This is a genomic window from Pseudoalteromonas luteoviolacea CPMOR-1 (assembly GCF_001625685.1).
Lineage (GTDB): Bacteria > Pseudomonadota > Gammaproteobacteria > Enterobacterales > Alteromonadaceae > Pseudoalteromonas > Pseudoalteromonas luteoviolacea_K.
The window spans coordinates 229,479-246,802 of the sequence record NZ_AUYC01000062.1 but is presented as its reverse complement, the minus strand read 5'-3'; the positions used below and the strand labels follow the sequence as shown (position 1 = coordinate 246,802).

Below are 17,324 nucleotides of genomic sequence, written 5' to 3'. Positions count from 1 at the left end.
TTAACAACGTGATTTTATAGAAAGTGAGATACACCCGCAGATACACCCCACCCGAAAGTAACAAAAAATCCACACATGAGAGAAACCTCTATAAATCATAGCATTATGCAAGGACAAATGTCCCCATTAAAATACTTAAGCTGTAGAGCGTGTTAATAACTAGAGATGGGGAATTGTTGCAATTAGATGTCCTATGTTTAAAGCGTTTTTAATAAAAAGTTCATAATAGAGTATTATATTCGCCTCCCATTTTTTAATGGGAATATTTGCACCCTTAAAAATAATCTAACTCGAAAATGATAAAACAGAGTGATAAACACACGGGAAAAATATGAACTCTAACAATAAGCATCGTGGAAAACTGCGATACTTGGGCCGCTGCATCGCGATGGGGCTGTGTTCAAGTGTCGTCATGGGACACGCAAATGCAAACGTTATCTTCACAGAGTATGTGGAAGGTAGCAGTAATAACAAAGCGCTTGAAATTACTAATTTTGGCAACAATAGCATCGACCTTAGCACGGTTAGTATTGCATTAACTGCAAATGGTAAAAAGCTGGATGAAGTCACGCCGCTTACCCTATCTGGCACGCTTGCTGCGGGCAGCAGTTATGTCCTGTACAACAGCGGCGCAAGTGACGAACTAAAAGCACTTGGTAATATCGCCAGTACCGCTACTTATTTTAATGGTGACGATGCAATCACTCTGATGGTCAATGGCGTCATCGTAGACAGTATTGGTCAAGTTGGTACTGATCCAGGTAGTAATTGGGGCTCTGGTGACACCAGCACCAAAGATAAAACGCTACGCAGAAAAATGGGCATTGAAAATGGCGACACCACCATAGATGATGCATTTGACCCAGCAAACGAATGGGTTGGCTTTGCAAAAAACACTTTTGATGGCCTCGGTTGCTCAGGCGTTGCTGCCTGTGGCGGTGATGGTAATATCCCGTCAGAAATAAGTGGCTCACCTAAAGGCTTCGTGAATGCCACAGACACATACGCATTCACCCCGACAGTGACCAATCTTGATGGTGACACACTGGTGTTTGCCATAGAAAACAAACCGAGTTGGGCAAGCTTTGATACGACGACAGGCAAACTCTCAGGCACGCCAACTGCCGCCGATATGGGCATATACAACAACATTGTGATCACAGTCAACGATGGCACTGTGACCAATGCACTTAACAGCTTTACCATCTTGGTAAGAGCAGCGGGCACCAATGATGCGCCTGTTATTTCTGGTACGCCCAACACAACAGTGCAAGCGACTCGGCAGTATGCCTTTACACCGGTGGTCATCGACCTTGAAAATGATGATTTGGTGTTTTCAATCACGAACAAGCCAAGCTGGGCAGCATTTAATACGCTTTCAGGTCAGCTTAGTGGTACCCCAGCGGAATCTGATGTCGGTGATCACGACAATATCGTTATTTCAGTGTCAGATGGTTTGCATGCGCCGGTGAGTTTGCCTGCATTTTCAATTACGGTTACAGACAAACCTGGCAGTAACTATGATTACACTGCCTACTACGCCTCGGCAATTGGCAAAGTCGGTACAGAGTTAGAAAGTGCACTCTCTTTAATTGCGAGACAAGGCCAACAGAGAATGACCTACTCGCAAGTGTGGGAAGCGCTAAAGTATACCGATGAAGATCCAAATAACCCAAACAATGTACTGCTGTTTTACACAGGAAAAAGTCAGTCTAAAGATACCAACGGTGGCGGCACAACAGATTGGAACCGAGAGCACAGTTGGCCTAAGTCTCACGGCTTCCCAAGTGAAAGCCAATATGGTTATACCGATATTCATCACCTAAGACCGACCAATGTCAAGGTGAACTCCACGCGCAGCAGCAAAGATTATGATGATGGCGGTAACCCAGTTGATAACGCACCAGGTAACTTTACTGACAGCGACTCATTTGAGCCAAGGGATGCTGTAAAAGGCGATACTGCTCGTATGATGTTCTACATGGCTGTGCGCTATGATGGTACAGATGGCAGTATGCCTGATCTTGAGCTTGTAAATAATATCAGCGCAAGTAGCTCACCAACTTTGGGGGTATTGTGTAACCTGATGGATTGGCATCGTGAAGATACGATAGATCAATTAGAACTAGATAGACACCAACGTATCGTTGAGCAACAAGGTAACCGTAACCCGTTTGTTGATAACCCAGAGTTTGCAGAAACACTATTTGGTGACACCTGCCCTAAATTAGGCGAAGTGGCCCCTGTCATTGGCGGTCAACCTGAACTTACCGTTGGCACAGGCCGCGAGTATAGCTTTACGCCAACTGCGTCAGATCAAAATAAAGATGACTTGACGTTCTCTATCGTTAACAAGCCGTCATGGGCGACATTCGATACACAAACGGGCCGTTTATCTGGCACACCTGTTACTGCCGATATTGCCGTTTATGAGCATATTGAAATTTCCGTAACTGACGGAAAATCAACCGTGTCTTTACCCAGCTTCAGCATTGAGGTAGTCGACTCAAGTTCAATTAAAAATCCACCAACAATCACTGGTACACCGAGCACAAGTGCCGTCGTGGGGATTGCGTATCGATTCAAACCAGAAGCAAGCGATGAAGACAATGACACGCTCACCTTCTCAATCACCAACAAACCCTCTTGGGCAGACTTCAATACACAAAATGGTGAACTATCTGGTACGCCGTCATCTCAAGATGTAGGAGTGACAAGCAATATCGTCATCGGTGTTTCTGATGGCAATACAGATGTTGTGGCCTTGCCTGAATTTTCCATTCAGGTCAGCGAACAAGTCGAAGCCAGTAAAGTGATTTTCACCGAGTACATAGAAGGTAGCAGCAGCAATAAAGCCGTTGAAATTACCAACTTTACCGGTGCAACTTTAGACCTTAGCCGCGTTACAATCACCTTGGCTGATAATGGTAAACCGCTGACGACGGAAGGGTTAAGAACACAAACTCTGTCTGGCGAATTAAAGCACGGCGAAAGTCACGTTATTGCCAATAGCAGCGCAAATGACGACATTAAGAGTCGTCAAGACAGCACCAGTACCATCACTTACTTTAACGGAGATGATGCACTTGTACTGACAGTTGATGGCCAAATTGCCGATGTATTTGGTCAAGTCGGAACGGATCCTGGCAGTGCATGGGGCAGTGGCAACACCTCAACCAAAGATAAAACCCTGCGTCGTAAAGACGGGATCACATCAGGTGATACAACCTTAGATGATGCCTTTGACCCAAGCGTTGAATGGGAAGGGTTCGAAAAAAATACCGCCGACGGCCTTGGCTGTAGTGGCGTTTTAACCTGTGGTTCTGATGGCGGAACAACGCCACCACAAGTTGAACTTGGCGTATGTAACGACCCTGCAACACTCATTAGTGAGATTCAAGGTAATCAGGCAGCAAGCCCTCTGGTAAACCAGAGAGTGGTCATCGAAGGCGTTGTTGTAGCGGCCTTCCAAGGTAGCGGTCAACATGGTGGTTTCTTCATCCAAGAGGAAGACCGTCATGCAGATACTGACAGCACCACCTCGGAAGGCATTTTTGTCGCGGATACAACGACCCAAGTCTCAATCGGCGAACAAATCCGAGTGCTAGGCACCGTTGTTGAAAAGTATAACTTAACACAAATCAGTACGGTAACAGACTCCCTGTCTTGTGCCACTGATGTGTTGTCACAGGTTACACCAACAGAGGTGAACTTACCGTTTGCAAAAGGCTTTGACCAAGAGTCACTTGAAGGTATGTGGGTTTCTATGGCACAAAAGTTACATGTCACCCTGAGCCATAACTTCACTAAATATGGTGAGATTTACTTGTCTCAAGGCATGAGAATGCAACCAACCAACAAGTACCCTAAAGACGACCCTCGTCGCCTAGAGCTTGCCGATTTAAACACAAGAAACGTATTACTTGTTGATGACAATTCAACGCAAAGTAACCCTGAAGCAATCAGCTACTACCCAAGCTTCAGTGCTGAGATGCCACTTCGCTCTGGCGACCTAGTATCGAACATGTCAGGGGTTATTCACTATGCTTACGGTAATTACAAGCTCATTCCAACCAATACGCCAGTGTTTGAACAAGCGAACCCACGCCGTACTAAGCCTTTCGAGCGTAAGTCAAATCAACACATTCGTGTTGCAAGCTTTAACGTACTGAACTACTTCGTCAACTTTGACAGTCGTGGCGCGAATAACGAACAAGAGTTTACTCGCCAACGTACTAAGGTGATCCGCGCAATTCTGACATCCGATGCGGATGTTGTCGGCCTGATGGAAATTGAAAACAATGGGTACGGTGACAGCAGCGCCATCAAAAACCTCATTGATGGATTGAATGAGCGAGACGATACTAATGATTGGGCATTCATTAATCCTCAGATAGAGCAAGTGGGCACTGATGCGGTCACTGTTGGCATCATTTATCGTGCAAATCGCGTTATACCTCAAGGTAATGCACAGGTGATCACAGAGACGCCATTTGACGAAGCAACACGTGCACATAGGCCCCCCATGTTGCAGTCATTCAAACCAATTAAGGGCGGCAAAGAAATCCGTGTCGTTGTGAATCACTTCCGTTCGAAAGGCGGATCATGTGGTGAAGATATGGATGATTCCGTAGAGGGTGCGTGTAATGGCCAACGTATCCTCGCAGCTAAAACAGTCGTTTCAGCACTGACTAAAGCTAACCTGGAAGCAAGTGCTAACTCGCCTGTTTATGCCATTTTAGGTGACTTTAATGCCTACACATATGAAGCGCCAATGCTCGAATTTTATAACGCCGACTTCAAAAATATCAGTCTTGAAAAAGACACCGGCGATAATTATTCATACTACTATAGCGGTGTAGCAGGCAGCCTAGATCACATGTTAACTGCCAATGCTTCAATGGATCGTATTGCACAATCCATGCACTGGCATATTAACGCCGATGAAGCAGCGGGCCTAGACTACAACACGGAAGGTAAATCTGAAGATCAACAGAATAAATGGTTCTCGGATTCCCCTTATCGCTCATCTGATCACGACCCAGTGATTACTGACTTCGATTTGACAAACGTTGTTCTACCAAACAACCAAACACCGGTTGCGAATGACGATACCGCTGAAGCAGAGCAAGGCGAAGCCATTACAGTCGATGTGTTAGTGAATGACACGGATGCAGACTCTGATCCACTTATTATCAGCGCCGCTACAATCGTTTCAGGTGAAGGTAAGGTTAGTTATTCTGATACGCAAGTAAGCTTTACGCCAAATGCAAGCTTTGTTGGTGAGGCAACCATTAGCTATACCATTACTGATGGCAATGGCGGTACTGCCACAGCAACACTCTCTGTCAATGTTATCGCTAAAAACCAAGCGCCTGTTGCAATCGATGACACTGAAAATACCTCAGAAGATCAAAGCGTAACGGTGTCGGTATTAAATAATGATACCGACGAGAATATGGCAAGTGTAAAAGTCACCAGTGCAACGCTGACTTCTGGCTTAGGCCAGGTGACGCATTCAGACTCTGCTATTACCTATGTCCCAGCTGAGAACTTTAATGGTACTGCCCAAATCACCTATGAGATCCGTGATGATGCTGGGCTAAGCGCAACTGCACACGTTACAATCACGATTGCACCGCAAAACGACGCACCGACAGCCGTTCACGACTCCGCTGTGGCCTCTGCAAAGTCACTTGCTAACATCGATGTGCTTGCAAATGACACTGACATCGATGGCGATACGCTTAGCATCACTTCGGCAGAAGCAGATGTAGGTAGCGTTGAAGTAAACGGTAATGTGCTTCAATACCAAGCACCTGCATTGAATACAGGTCATGCGACTATTCACTACACAATCAGTGATGGTACCGCGACTGCACAGGCGACTGTGAATGTGCAAATTAGCACAACCAACCTTGCACCAGTTGCACAAGATGACTTTGTACAACTTGCTGAAGGCCAATCATCTATAGCGATAGCTGTATTAGACAATGACAGCGATCCAGATGGTGATGCTTTATCACTGGTGGCTGTTAATTCAGATACAGGTCTTGCTGTGATAGAAGACAACCAGATTGTGTTTAGCACTAACGATACATTTAAAGGTATCGCTCAGGTGCGTTATGCAATTTCAGACGGATTTGGTGGCCGTGCAGAAGCCATATTAGAGCTTCGCCAAAATCAACCTTCTGCACCTGTGATCACCGTACCTGCTGATCTGACAGTCAATGCAACAGGCCAGCTTACTAAGGTAGACCTAGGCGCAGCCACAGCGGTTGATGGTAGTGGTGAACCAATTGCTGTTGAACTCATTGGCAATAATTTCTTAGCGTCTGGTGCTAATAAAGTGTACTGGCAAGCATGTAATTCGGCCGATGTCTGTGCAAGCGCAGCACAGTTAGTGAATGTACGCCCAATGGTAAGTATCCCTTCTCCAAGTCAGTTTGTTGTTGAGGGCCAAACGGCAACAATACCTGTGATACTAAGTGGTGAGCACTTTGCATACCCAGTAAATATTGATTTTACGGTTTCTGGTACAGCTGATGAAGCAGACTACACAATGGCATCAGGCCAAGTCATTATAGAATCAGGCACACAAGGTCTCATTTCTATCGAGGCTGTATTTGATGGCGTGAGCGATGCAAATGAAACCATTGTGGTCACATTAAATACAGATGGCTTGAATACCACTTCTGAGCTACAACACGAAATTACCATCGTAGAGTCAAACGTTGCTCCAACGCTTACTCTAAATGCAATGCAACAAGATGAAACGCGTTCAATCATGGTTGCAGAGCATGGGTTGATCACACTTAATGCTGATGTGCAGGATCAAAATAGCACAGATACACACACTATTGAGTGGCAAACACAAGCTGATTTGAATAATGAAAGCACGGATCCAACTCAATTTAGTATTGATGCATCTACACTTTCTGTCGGTGTCTACCAAGTCAGTGCAACTGCTACAGATAATGCTGGGCTATTTGATACGCAAACTGTGATATTTAAAGTGGTTTCAGAGCAACCAGTACTGGACAATAGTACAGACACAGATGGCGACCTCATTAGTGATGCGCAAGAAGGTTTTGGTGACCAAGATGCCGATGGTATTCCTAACTACTTAGACCCAATTGATGCGCAATGTAATGTTTTGCCTTCTTCAGGCAATAACTGGGAGTCTGGTCTGATTGAAGTAGAAGCCGGTGTGTGTATGTCTCTTGGTAATTTAAGTCTGGGTAGCAACAAAAATGCAGCCTCGCTCAATGCCGATGAGGCAGTGCAAGCAGGCTTAATCTCTGCGGACGAAGGCATGGAAAATCGCGGTGGTATTTTTGACTTTATCGTTGATATGCCAAGCGGTGTAGACAGTGTCAAAATCGTATTGCCTCAGCAAGCCGCTGTCCCTGCAAATGCCCAATATCGTAAGCACCTGCCAAATCAAGGTTGGGTCACATTCGCAACGCAAAATGGTAACGCTATACACTCAGCCATAGGCCAACAAGGGTACTGCCCAAGCATGAATGATAATAGCTGGCAGGAAGGCTTAATCGAAGGTGCTTGGTGTGTCAGGTTAACACTGGTAGACGGCGGTGAATACGATGCGGATGGTATTAAAAACGGTAAAATTGTCGACCCAGGTGGTGTAAGTATTGTTGCAACAGACAACACAGCACCTTCTGCAGTAGACGATAGCCAAGAAGTAACGAGCAACCAATCAGTCACACTAAATGTACTTGAAAACGATACTGATGCTGAAAACGACACACTATATGTGATCAATGCCTCTGCTGTACATGGCACAGTGCAAATCAATAGCGATTCGAGTTTACAATATCAAAGTGCACTTGATTTCATTGGTGTCGATACAATCGAGTATACAATCAGTGATGGTCAAGGTGGGACAAGTACTGCAACGATGCGAGTCAATGTGGTTGCACAAGTTCAGCAGAGCCAACCGCCTGTTACCATGAATGATGTGGCTGAAGTGTTTAACAATGACACCATCACAGTCGATGTCATTGCCAATGACTCAGACCCTAAAGGTGGTAAGTTAACACTGATCAGTGCAACTGCCGATTCAGGTGAAGTCACGTATACAGCAACTGCCATTACTTTTAAACCCGCACCACATAGCGAAGGTGAAGTCACCATCAATTATGTTGTGGCTAACGAGCAAGGTGCAAGCGCATCTGGCATGTTGGTGGTAACAGTGAAAAAACCAAACGTGATTGAGCATGTAGAAACCAGAACAATTCGTTCCTCAAGCGGTTCAATGCCTTTATTCCTGTTATTACTTGTAGTGCCTGCTTTGCTGCGTCGTAGACGATAACATCAAGCTATAACGATAAGCCCCTGTCGCCTTTGGCTTCAGGGGCTTTTTTATGGTGACCTTCAATTAAACCCATCACCCTGGAAAAATAAACCTCGTCACCCTAAAAAATGACACCGTCACCCTGAACTCGCTTCAGGGCCCATAACCACATAAAACCTAGATTGCGGGGCAAACACACAATGACACAGGTTAACCCCGTCACCCTGAACTCGCTTCAGGGCCCATAACCACATAAAACCTAGAGTGCGGAACAAACACACAATGACAAAGGTTAATCCCGTCACCCTGAACTCGCTTCAGGGCCCATAACCACATAAAACCTAGAGTGCGAGGCAAGCCCACAATGACAGAGGTTAATTCCGTCACCCAGAACTCGCTTCAGGGTCCTTAACCACAAAAACCTAGAGTGCGGAACAAACACACAATGACACAGGTTAACCCCGTCACCCTGAACTCGCTTCAGGGTCCTTAACCACAAAAACCTAGAGTGCGGAACAAACATACAATGACAAAGGTTAATTCCGTCACTCTGAACTCGTATATGGACTCCACTTGTTTGATAGTTAAAGAAACCCAAGTTACTCAAAAAAACAGATAAAACACAATTAAACTGCCGAAGGTGGTGAGATAAAGGTTTTTAAACTTAAACGCTAAAAAAACCGCCACTGAAGCACCTAACAAATAAGGGTTATTCAACTGAGTTATAAACTCGCCATTTGGCATAAATACAATCGGCACCCATATGGCCGTAAGAACACAAGGCGCACTAAAGCTCAGCAACCGTTGAAATTTAGGACCAATGGTAAACGGTAAGTTTTTTGCTAAAAACAAATAACGAGTAGCAAAAGTGACACATGCAAGTACAACAATAGTGGCTATCATGATTTATCCTCTTTTGCTTGTAAAACATACCCAGTACTCATACCAAGCAAAGCGGCAGCGACTAAACCAAATTCAAACTGCACAGTTTTGAAGTACAACATACTCAGCCCTGAAACCAAACAAGCACACAAAACAGGAAGGTTTGACACGCCCGGCACCACCAGCGCTATGAAAATAGCAGCTATGGCAAAATCCAAACCCAAATTTGTTAGATCAGGTAAAAACTGCCCTGCTACGATGCCAAAAAAAGTCCATACATTCCACGCAAGATAAAAGCTGCCGCCAGCCACCAGTGCATACACAAGGCGCAACCGTCCTTGATATGCACGATGATGATGAGAAAAAGCGAATAACTCATCTGTTAAAAAAAATGCGATTGGACCACGCCACTTTAAAGGCTTATCAATCATTTTATTACGTATGGCCAAGCCATAAAGTAAGTGACGTGCGCTGATAATAAACGTCGTCACAATCAGCGTTAGCAAGGAGGCCTCTTTGGCCATCAGCTCCACGGCAACCAATTGCGCAGAACCTGCAAAAACCAGTATCGACATCAACTGCGCCTCCAATGCAGTAAACCCATTTTGAATCGCTAACGAGCCACATAATAATCCCCATGGTAGTACCGCAAGATTTAGCGGCAGCATATCTAACAGCCCTTTTTTAATTGCAACTTTCATAGTGTTAACACGCCTGTTTATACTGGTTTGGGGTGATCCCCATGTTTTTCTTAAAATGACGACTAAAGTGACTGTGATCATAAAAGCCTACATGACTTGCCGCCTCGGTAATGTTCTTCCCATTACGAAGCAGGCACTTCGCATGATTTAACCGATGCTGGATTTGAAACGCGTGCGGTGTCAGTCCTATTTGTGCCTTGAAAGAACGCACAAAATGAAATTGGCTCATATGTACCAATGAAGCCAACTCAGTAAGCGCGATGTCACTGAACAAATTATCTAATAGATAAGATACGGCCTTTGCAATACGACATTTAATCGACTGTTTATCTTCAGAAAGCGCCAGTTTACCGGTCGAAGCACACAAGTTACTTAAAAAGCCCACCAACTGCGTTTGCTTTTCTAACTGACTCGTTGGGGAGTCCAAAACGCTAAATAACCCATTGAGCTGCGAGGCTAAAGCAGAATCGTGCAATACCGCTTCATCAAAATAAGGCGCAAGACGCTTTGAGTTATCCATCAAACTGTTAAATAACTCAGGCGTTGGGTATAGAGAACGGTAGGAGGAGATCCCCTCACATGCTTTTCGGCAATCATGGACTTGTTCGGCATTGATCAATATTAAACTACTTTTTCCTGCTAGGTGCTGCCCACCCGAGCGAAAAAATCGCTGTGCGCCACAATCGACTAATGCCACCGTGTAGCCACTGTGATTATGTCGACCAAAATCAAATTTTTTATCTATATTATGAAGAACTTCCAAACCACCTAAGTCGCGATGGATACTAAATTTTGATTGCTGCATAGACTTCTCCCTTACTAAAATTCAGCTTAACGTAGGTGATTCAAAAGTGCTTGTACAAAATTGCGCAGCTTACTCTCTTAAGCGCAATGAAATACACGCGATATTCGTTAATGGCCAGTCATACCTCATTTCACCCATCTGAAATATCTCCTAAAGTCAGGCTTAACTCTTTGGATAGCAAGACACCTATAAAATCAGAAAGTACATCATTCAAACTGAGCGAGAATTGGATATTTTTAGACAGCCAAATACCTGCAAACTTTGTTAATTGGTATACGACTTGCTTACTAAATAGTGCAAATCTATTAGTACCTAAATACTAGATGATTAGTAAACATGTCATGAATGGCACAAATTAAAAATGACAAAATGATTCTTTAAGGAAAAAAGAAATATGAAAAAATTCGTCTCATCATCCTGTCTTTTACTGGCTGCACTTTCCAGTACTGCAAGTCAAACTACTGCAGATCCTATCGATGTAGATCAAGTGCTTGCTCAAACAATTGAACTTATTCAAAACAACGAAAACAGAGCTGCTTTAGATAACCTAAATTGGCTCACCAGACATGGGGTTTCCTATAACCCAAGTTTTCATGACACCTTAGTCACTACAGTACAGGCATTGTGGCTCAGTTTTGCACGCAACTATGCGCCAGCTTGGAAGTCGTACATCAGTGTCTATAACAATGCGCATAAAGCACTGCTTAGCGCCCCACAAAACTGTGCTGCTTTTGATGTCGCGCTCAGTTATAGTCAGCACACTCCCAACGCAACAACCCATATGAGCTTTTTAGAAAATACAGAGCAGTCATTTCCAACAACTTGGCAACGCTGCTGGAGCTTATCATCTTCCTTTACAGCCATTGAGTTTATTTCTGAGCCTCTTATTACACAATATGTCGGAGATCTCTCTGATCACTTCAAGTTACATATTGTAGATACATTGAATGCAACCTATCGTGATTGTGATAGTTTACCAAGCGAGAACTTAACCCTTGAATGCAAAGACAAACACAAGCAAAAGCTCATTGATGCCTCTGTGATGTATCAGGATGCGGCGATGGCAATTCATGATGATATTTCAGAAGCCGGTAGCATTGGCGCTCACACAATTATCTTATTCTTGGAATGGCAAACCTACGACAATCAAAACTAGTCTAAATTTTTAGGCCTCATTATTCACAATGTGATCAATAAAGAGCGGTAATACTTTGCCGCTCTTTATACTTTTCCAACTCAAAAAATGACACAAATAACCTCTAGCTGACCACTCACAGTCAAAAAACGACTGTTGAGCCTGATTTTTACTGCACTTCCTTTATTTCTCAGTAATATCGCTTTGTTCTATCTACTTTTTAATCTTGTTATGACTGAAATACACTTAAACAATACAGAAAAACTACTAGCACTGGCCATCATGGCACTAGTGAGTTTAGCTATCAGCTTTACTGACTGGATTCAGCGAGGTGTGGCTTACTCAAGCTCAATTTTATATTCGTCGCTGCTGTGTGTACTTTTCATGTATTGGCTGCCTATGATTGTGAGCTACTTGGGGATCAACATACTGAAAATAAGACATTGGCTTGTGCAAATAAGTGCATTTTACTTCACGGTCGTATTGGGCAGTTACACGTGGGGAAGCTTAAGATCAATATTACTCAATATTCCAGCACTCGCGGTTATTGAAGCTGTATTTGTAGCACTGCCTTGGAGCATAGGTATTTTTGTGCTCTGTAAGTTTTATTTAAATCAAAAGCACCTTAAAGACGAACAACTTTTACGTAAGCAAGCAGAAATTAAAGTATTACATGGCCAGCTCAACCCGCATTTTCTGTTTAACAGCCTCAATACCATTTCCGCGCTCACTGTGTCAAAACCAAAAATGGCGCAGCAATTGGTGCATAGCTTATCCACGGTGTTGCGGTACTCCATCAATAATGCCAGCAATAACAATGCAAAAAATAAAACTGTCTCATTGGCGGAAGAACTGGTTGCTATCAATCAATGGTGCGAAATAGAGAAAGCGCGTTTCGGTAAGGATGTGACATTCGTATTTGATATTCAGGAAAGCTTACTCAATGCACAGCTCCCAGCCATGATCTTACAACCCCTGTTAGAAAATGCGATCAAACACAGTGTATCAAAGCCACTCACCGTAAAAGTAAGTGCTATCAATCATGGCCATAGCTTTACCATATCAGTAGAAGACAACGGCCAAGGGTTTGCGGAACATATATTGTCTGGCGAGCTAGATACTGGACTTGGCTTAGCAATTACACAATCAAGGTTACGGCTTGAAATGGATACACAACTTGAGCTCAGTAATGTGCCATATGGTGGTGCAAAAGCATGCTTTACATTATCGACAGGAGCGGTATAAATGCTTAAAGTTGCCATAATTGAAGACGAGCAACCTGCGTTAGATAAGCTTACCTCTCAGCTCGGAGAACTAAAACTATGCACGCTCGTTTATACCAACTCAAGACCTGTAGCGAGCTTAACAGAACTGCAAGATCTTGAACTTGATGTGGTGTTTGTTGATATCAATTTACCCCAAATAAATGGCGTCGCTTTTGCCAAACGTCTTATCCAAAACGGGTACTCTGGGCAGCTGATTTTTACCACTGCATATAGTGAATTTGCTGTCGATGCTTTTGATATGGGCGCAACAGACTATTTACTCAAACCCTATGACACCGAAAGGTTGGCATTGGCACTCAATCGAGTTAACCAAAAGGTAGTTGGCCAACAACAAATCACACAGACTTTAACCGGCAAGTTTGCAGGCAAAGTCAGTATGATTGAAGTTAATCACATTGAGGCCATCAAACTTGAGCATAGTCAAGCCATCGCATATACACCTTCTCAGTCATACCCCCTTGATTTTGCTTTAAATGATCTAATGCACATGTTACCAAGCCAATTTGTAAGAGTGCATCGCGATAGCATAGTGAACATGCACCAAATTGGCACACTTGAACGTTGGGTGACAGGGGGTTATCTAATCACATTGCAAAAATCAGGTATACAAGTCATCAGCAGTAGAAACGGGGCAAAGCTCCTCAAAAAAATACTCAATCTATAACCATAAAAACAGGAAAAACTTATGAAATCAGTGATGCCATTTTGCTTGGTAGGGCTTCTTGCGGCTTGCAGTTCTAGCTCTGATCCAGACGTAAAAAAACACTTTATCAATGATGGAGAAAAACACCCATTGGTCGTCGTATTTGGCGGAAGTGAGGGAGGCAATACGTTAGCCACCCCTCAATGGCAACCCTTTCTAAATAGCTTTCATGATATGGGAATCTCCGTGGCCGCGCTGGGTTACTACGGCACTGAGTCAACGCCATCACAACAAGTGGAGTTATCACTTGAGGATATCGCAGCGCGGATCAATACCTTGGCAAAAGACCCTCACATTAACGAAAACTGTATCGCCGTCTATGGCTTTTCCAAGGGGGCTGAGTTAGCCCTACTACTAGGAAGTCATTTTGACAATATCAATCATGTTGTTGCTGTAATGCCTACACATGTCAGTTGGAATGCGGTTAAAACCATTTCTTCACGCTCAGGTTGGAAATTACGCGAAAAGCCACTTAATTATGTTGATGCGCCCCTACTAACTTGGCAGATGCAAAAAGGTAATTTTACAGGTAAGTTTACACCAGCTTTCAACCAAGCACTCGCCAATACTCATAAAGATATTATTAGTGCTGCACGCATTCCCATAGAAAAAAACAATGGCCCCATTTTACTCGTTTCGGCTAAACAAGACGAAATCTGGCCATCATATAGCATGTCTAATGAAATCATGGCGCAGTTAAACAAAGTTAACTACCCTCACTCATATAAGCATATTGCGCTTAAAGGTGGACACTACAGCTTTAGTCTAGATACACAAAACCAAGTCGGAGAGTTTTTAAAAGATACACTGGTTTCAACTTGTCAGTAATACGCATTACCAGCAAGGCTCATAAGCCTTGCGAAGTCGGCTACGGCACAGACTCTCTACCTGACATGCCCTTTAGTGACAAAATTTAGGCTTCTAACATGAATAACAACATAAAGACATAGCGAAATAAGTTAAAAAATCTCAAGTTAATAGCGCAATACCCGAACAGATACATAAAAAATCATAAAATATGTTAATAGCCAGGTCATACGACTCTTTACCTCAAAATCGTTGGCCCCAGTGAGTGCATTCATAAAATATGATTATTACCAATAATATATGTGTAAAAGCCATAAAATTTATAAAAGGACATATTTAAAGTTAAAAAAGGTAAAATTAATGTTTAAAAAATATTTTTATTTTACTTAATATGAGTAAAAATCTCACCTTCAAAAAGTACTTTTTTTAAGCAAAAATGCTTTAATTTATAAAATATGAGCTGCATATTAAAAATTAATGCATAGTTCATTAAACAAACAAATTTATCTTCATCGTATTTTTTAAATACTTTCCAATTTAACAAGGCCATATAATCGCTCAAAAAAAAAGCATGACGAATGATGCACTGCGTATGCTGTGTACAAATTACTTCATAAAACACAACAAACCTATTGAAATAATTGTACTTTAGGCATGAATAGTGCATAAAATAGAATTCAATGTATCTACAGCCAAAAAGTCAACATGTCCAATGACTGTAGAAAAGAAATTTAATAGATACGATAAAGACAAGAATAACAAAGCGATTTTAAAGATCTCTTTGACCTCCTGACTAGCTGTAAATGGACAGGTTACATATGAATTACTTTGAGCTAATTGGCTTTAATGGAAATGAAAATTTAAAATTATTGATGGGCGGCGCAGGAAGTGAACGCCTATCTTATACTGAAAAAAAAATATTGTTTAAAAAGCATGTTGAAATAATTAACCTTGAACTTTCTTATCAATGCAATAGAAAGTGTGATTATTGCCCAGTTAGCTTTTCAGATCGGCATGACGCGCAAACATATTTAGACACTTCAGTACTAGAGAAAACCTGTAAAGAATTAGCAAAAATTCGCTACGATAATAAAATATCTCTGAACTTATACAATGAACCACTCATGGATCCTTCATTAGAATCCAAAATACATACCGTTAGACAACATTTACCGGCAAGCCACATTGGATTTAATTCAAACGGTGATTATTTAAAATTGAGTAGATTGATCACGCTCAGTGCCAGTGGGCTCGATCAGATATGCGTTACTTTGCATCCATTACCTAATGTAGAGCAAAACCCAGCCACCATTTTGCGTCGTGTCACCAAATTACTCAATAAGTTAGAGTACACCGCCTTTGATGACAAAATGTCACTATCCTATATCGAAAACCATGAGCTCATTGACTTCAGACAGCTTGGCGTCAGAGTGATTATACAATGGCCAGATTGGCGTAAACACGGAACAAATCGAGGTGGGACGTTAGAAGATCATAGTTCGTCAAGCTATAAACGCATCATGCCTTGTGCAAGGCCGTTTAGAGAGTTCACCATATTCTATGACGGCAATGTACAACCTTGTTGTGAGTCTTTTCATGACAGCGACACCAATCTAGAGCAAGTAGGTAATGTGGCAACGGCATCCATATTTGACTTATACACGTCAAAAAAGCTGAATTTGATGCGCCGCTCCTTATACGACTTCAGCCCCAAACAAGGTATTTGTGCCTCATGTACGGTTGCTGATTTTAGCAGTATAGAAGATGATCCAATGAGAAAAGCCTTGGTCAATTCAGTAATAAAAGAAGCAAAACAAGAACAAATAGACTGTCATGTGAGTTATTAATACCAATTAAACTTGATTTGAAACAAATTTATAATATAATTTTTTCGATTTATCTTTATAGACACTTAAATATTAAAAAACCAATAAAAACATTGATTAATGGACCTTAACAAACCCAAAAATATAAGAGCCTACTTATAAAGCTAACATGCATTTAATAGAAGATAGTTATGAAAAAATTACTCACTACAACCACTTTATTAATAGGTTTGCTCTCAAATAGTGTTTATGCAAACAGTATTTCTGCAGCTCCAGCCCCTTTTGAAGTAACAGTAAAAATCAAAAAAATTGAAGTTTACACAGATAGAATTATTCTTGAGTTAGCAGATTCAACCTTTGGCGTTGAGCATTGTATTAAAAATAATAAAGATAGACGTTGGGGTTGGTATACTTCATCCCCAGCGTCTGAGAACTGGTATTCACTAGCCCTATCAGCACATGCTCAAGACCTTCCAGTCAGAGTTCACAAGATCGCACACGATTGTAAAGGTCTCGCTGATGGCACATCGTTAGACGGTCTATTTTTAGAAAAAAATTAATTTATCTAGCTTCTTAACATAAAAGATAGGGGCAATATCGGTCCCTATATATTCTTCTCACCGAAAAAGATAAAATAAAGCTTCATGGTTAATAATCACTTCATTAAATAACTAAATAGTTGTCAGTGAATCAAATCAATCCAAATACGTAACAGAATCATATATAAAGCGAAAATGCATACTGGAAGCAACACCTTAGTTTTATGTAAAAGTAATTTACTAACATCATATCAATACCCCAGATAACATGATTTAGTTTTCTGCCTCATGATTTTAGTCTACTTGTTGAACCGCCAATCAGA

The 17,324-nt window shown here is 42.2% G+C and carries 10 protein-coding genes; 7 read left to right on the top strand and 3 right to left on the bottom strand.

The window, feature by feature from the left end; translation table 11 throughout:
- The first annotated feature begins 331 nt into the window (after positions 1-331).
- Positions 332-8,335, top strand: a complete 8,004-nt coding sequence (locus tag N473_RS21905) for an ExeM/NucH family extracellular endonuclease (protein ID WP_063369777.1) — start codon at positions 332-334, stop codon at positions 8,333-8,335.
- Positions 8,336-8,920: 585 nt separating this feature from the next.
- Here the strand turns inward: N473_RS21905 and N473_RS21900 are convergent.
- The 3 genes from N473_RS21900 to N473_RS21890 are packed head-to-tail and all read right to left on the bottom strand — an operon-like array spanning position 8,921 to position 10,705.
- Positions 8,921-9,220 carry an AzlD domain-containing protein gene (locus tag N473_RS21900; RefSeq protein WP_063369776.1) on the bottom strand — a complete coding sequence of 100 codons (300 nt, stop codon included), beginning with the start codon at positions 9,218-9,220 and terminating at the stop codon, positions 8,921-8,923.
- Positions 9,217-9,900, bottom strand: a complete 684-nt coding sequence (locus N473_RS21895; RefSeq protein WP_039610727.1) for an AzlC family ABC transporter permease — start codon at positions 9,898-9,900, stop codon at positions 9,217-9,219. Before N473_RS21895 ends, N473_RS21900 begins: the two co-directional genes overlap by 4 nt.
- Before the next feature lie 4 nt (positions 9,901-9,904).
- A complete protein-coding gene (locus N473_RS21890; RefSeq protein ID WP_063369775.1) occupies positions 9,905-10,705 on the bottom strand; it encodes an AraC family transcriptional regulator in 801 nt (266 codons plus the stop codon).
- Positions 10,706-11,099: 394 nt separating this feature from the next.
- Here N473_RS21890 and N473_RS21885 point away from each other — a divergent pair, with 394 nt between their 5' ends.
- The 6 genes from N473_RS21885 (at position 11,100) to N473_RS21855 (ending at position 17,022) form a co-directional block, all read left to right on the top strand.
- Complete coding sequence (locus tag N473_RS21885; protein ID WP_063369774.1) at positions 11,100-11,861, top strand: hypothetical protein; 762 nt, start codon at positions 11,100-11,102, stop codon at positions 11,859-11,861.
- A gap of 210 nt (positions 11,862-12,071) precedes the next feature.
- Positions 12,072-13,085 carry a sensor histidine kinase gene (locus tag N473_RS21880; protein WP_063369773.1) on the top strand — a complete coding sequence of 338 codons (1,014 nt, stop codon included), beginning with the start codon at positions 12,072-12,074 and terminating at the stop codon, positions 13,083-13,085.
- Positions 13,086-13,790: a LytR/AlgR family response regulator transcription factor gene (locus tag N473_RS21875; RefSeq protein WP_063369772.1), complete on the top strand. Its 705-nt coding sequence runs from the start codon at positions 13,086-13,088 to the stop codon at positions 13,788-13,790.
- A 21-nt stretch (positions 13,791-13,811) separates the two neighbouring features.
- A complete protein-coding gene (locus tag N473_RS21870; protein WP_063369771.1) occupies positions 13,812-14,657 on the top strand; it encodes an acyl-CoA thioester hydrolase/BAAT C-terminal domain-containing protein in 846 nt (281 codons plus the stop codon).
- 797 nt (positions 14,658-15,454) lie between these two features.
- Positions 15,455-16,483 (top strand): radical SAM/SPASM domain-containing protein, encoded by a 1,029-nt coding sequence (locus N473_RS21860; protein WP_063369769.1) that lies wholly within the window; start codon positions 15,455-15,457, stop codon positions 16,481-16,483.
- A gap of 170 nt (positions 16,484-16,653) precedes the next feature.
- Positions 16,654-17,022 carry a hypothetical protein gene (locus N473_RS21855; RefSeq protein WP_063369768.1) on the top strand — a complete coding sequence of 123 codons (369 nt, stop codon included), beginning with the start codon at positions 16,654-16,656 and terminating at the stop codon, positions 17,020-17,022.
- The last annotated feature ends 302 nt before the right edge of the window (positions 17,023-17,324 follow it).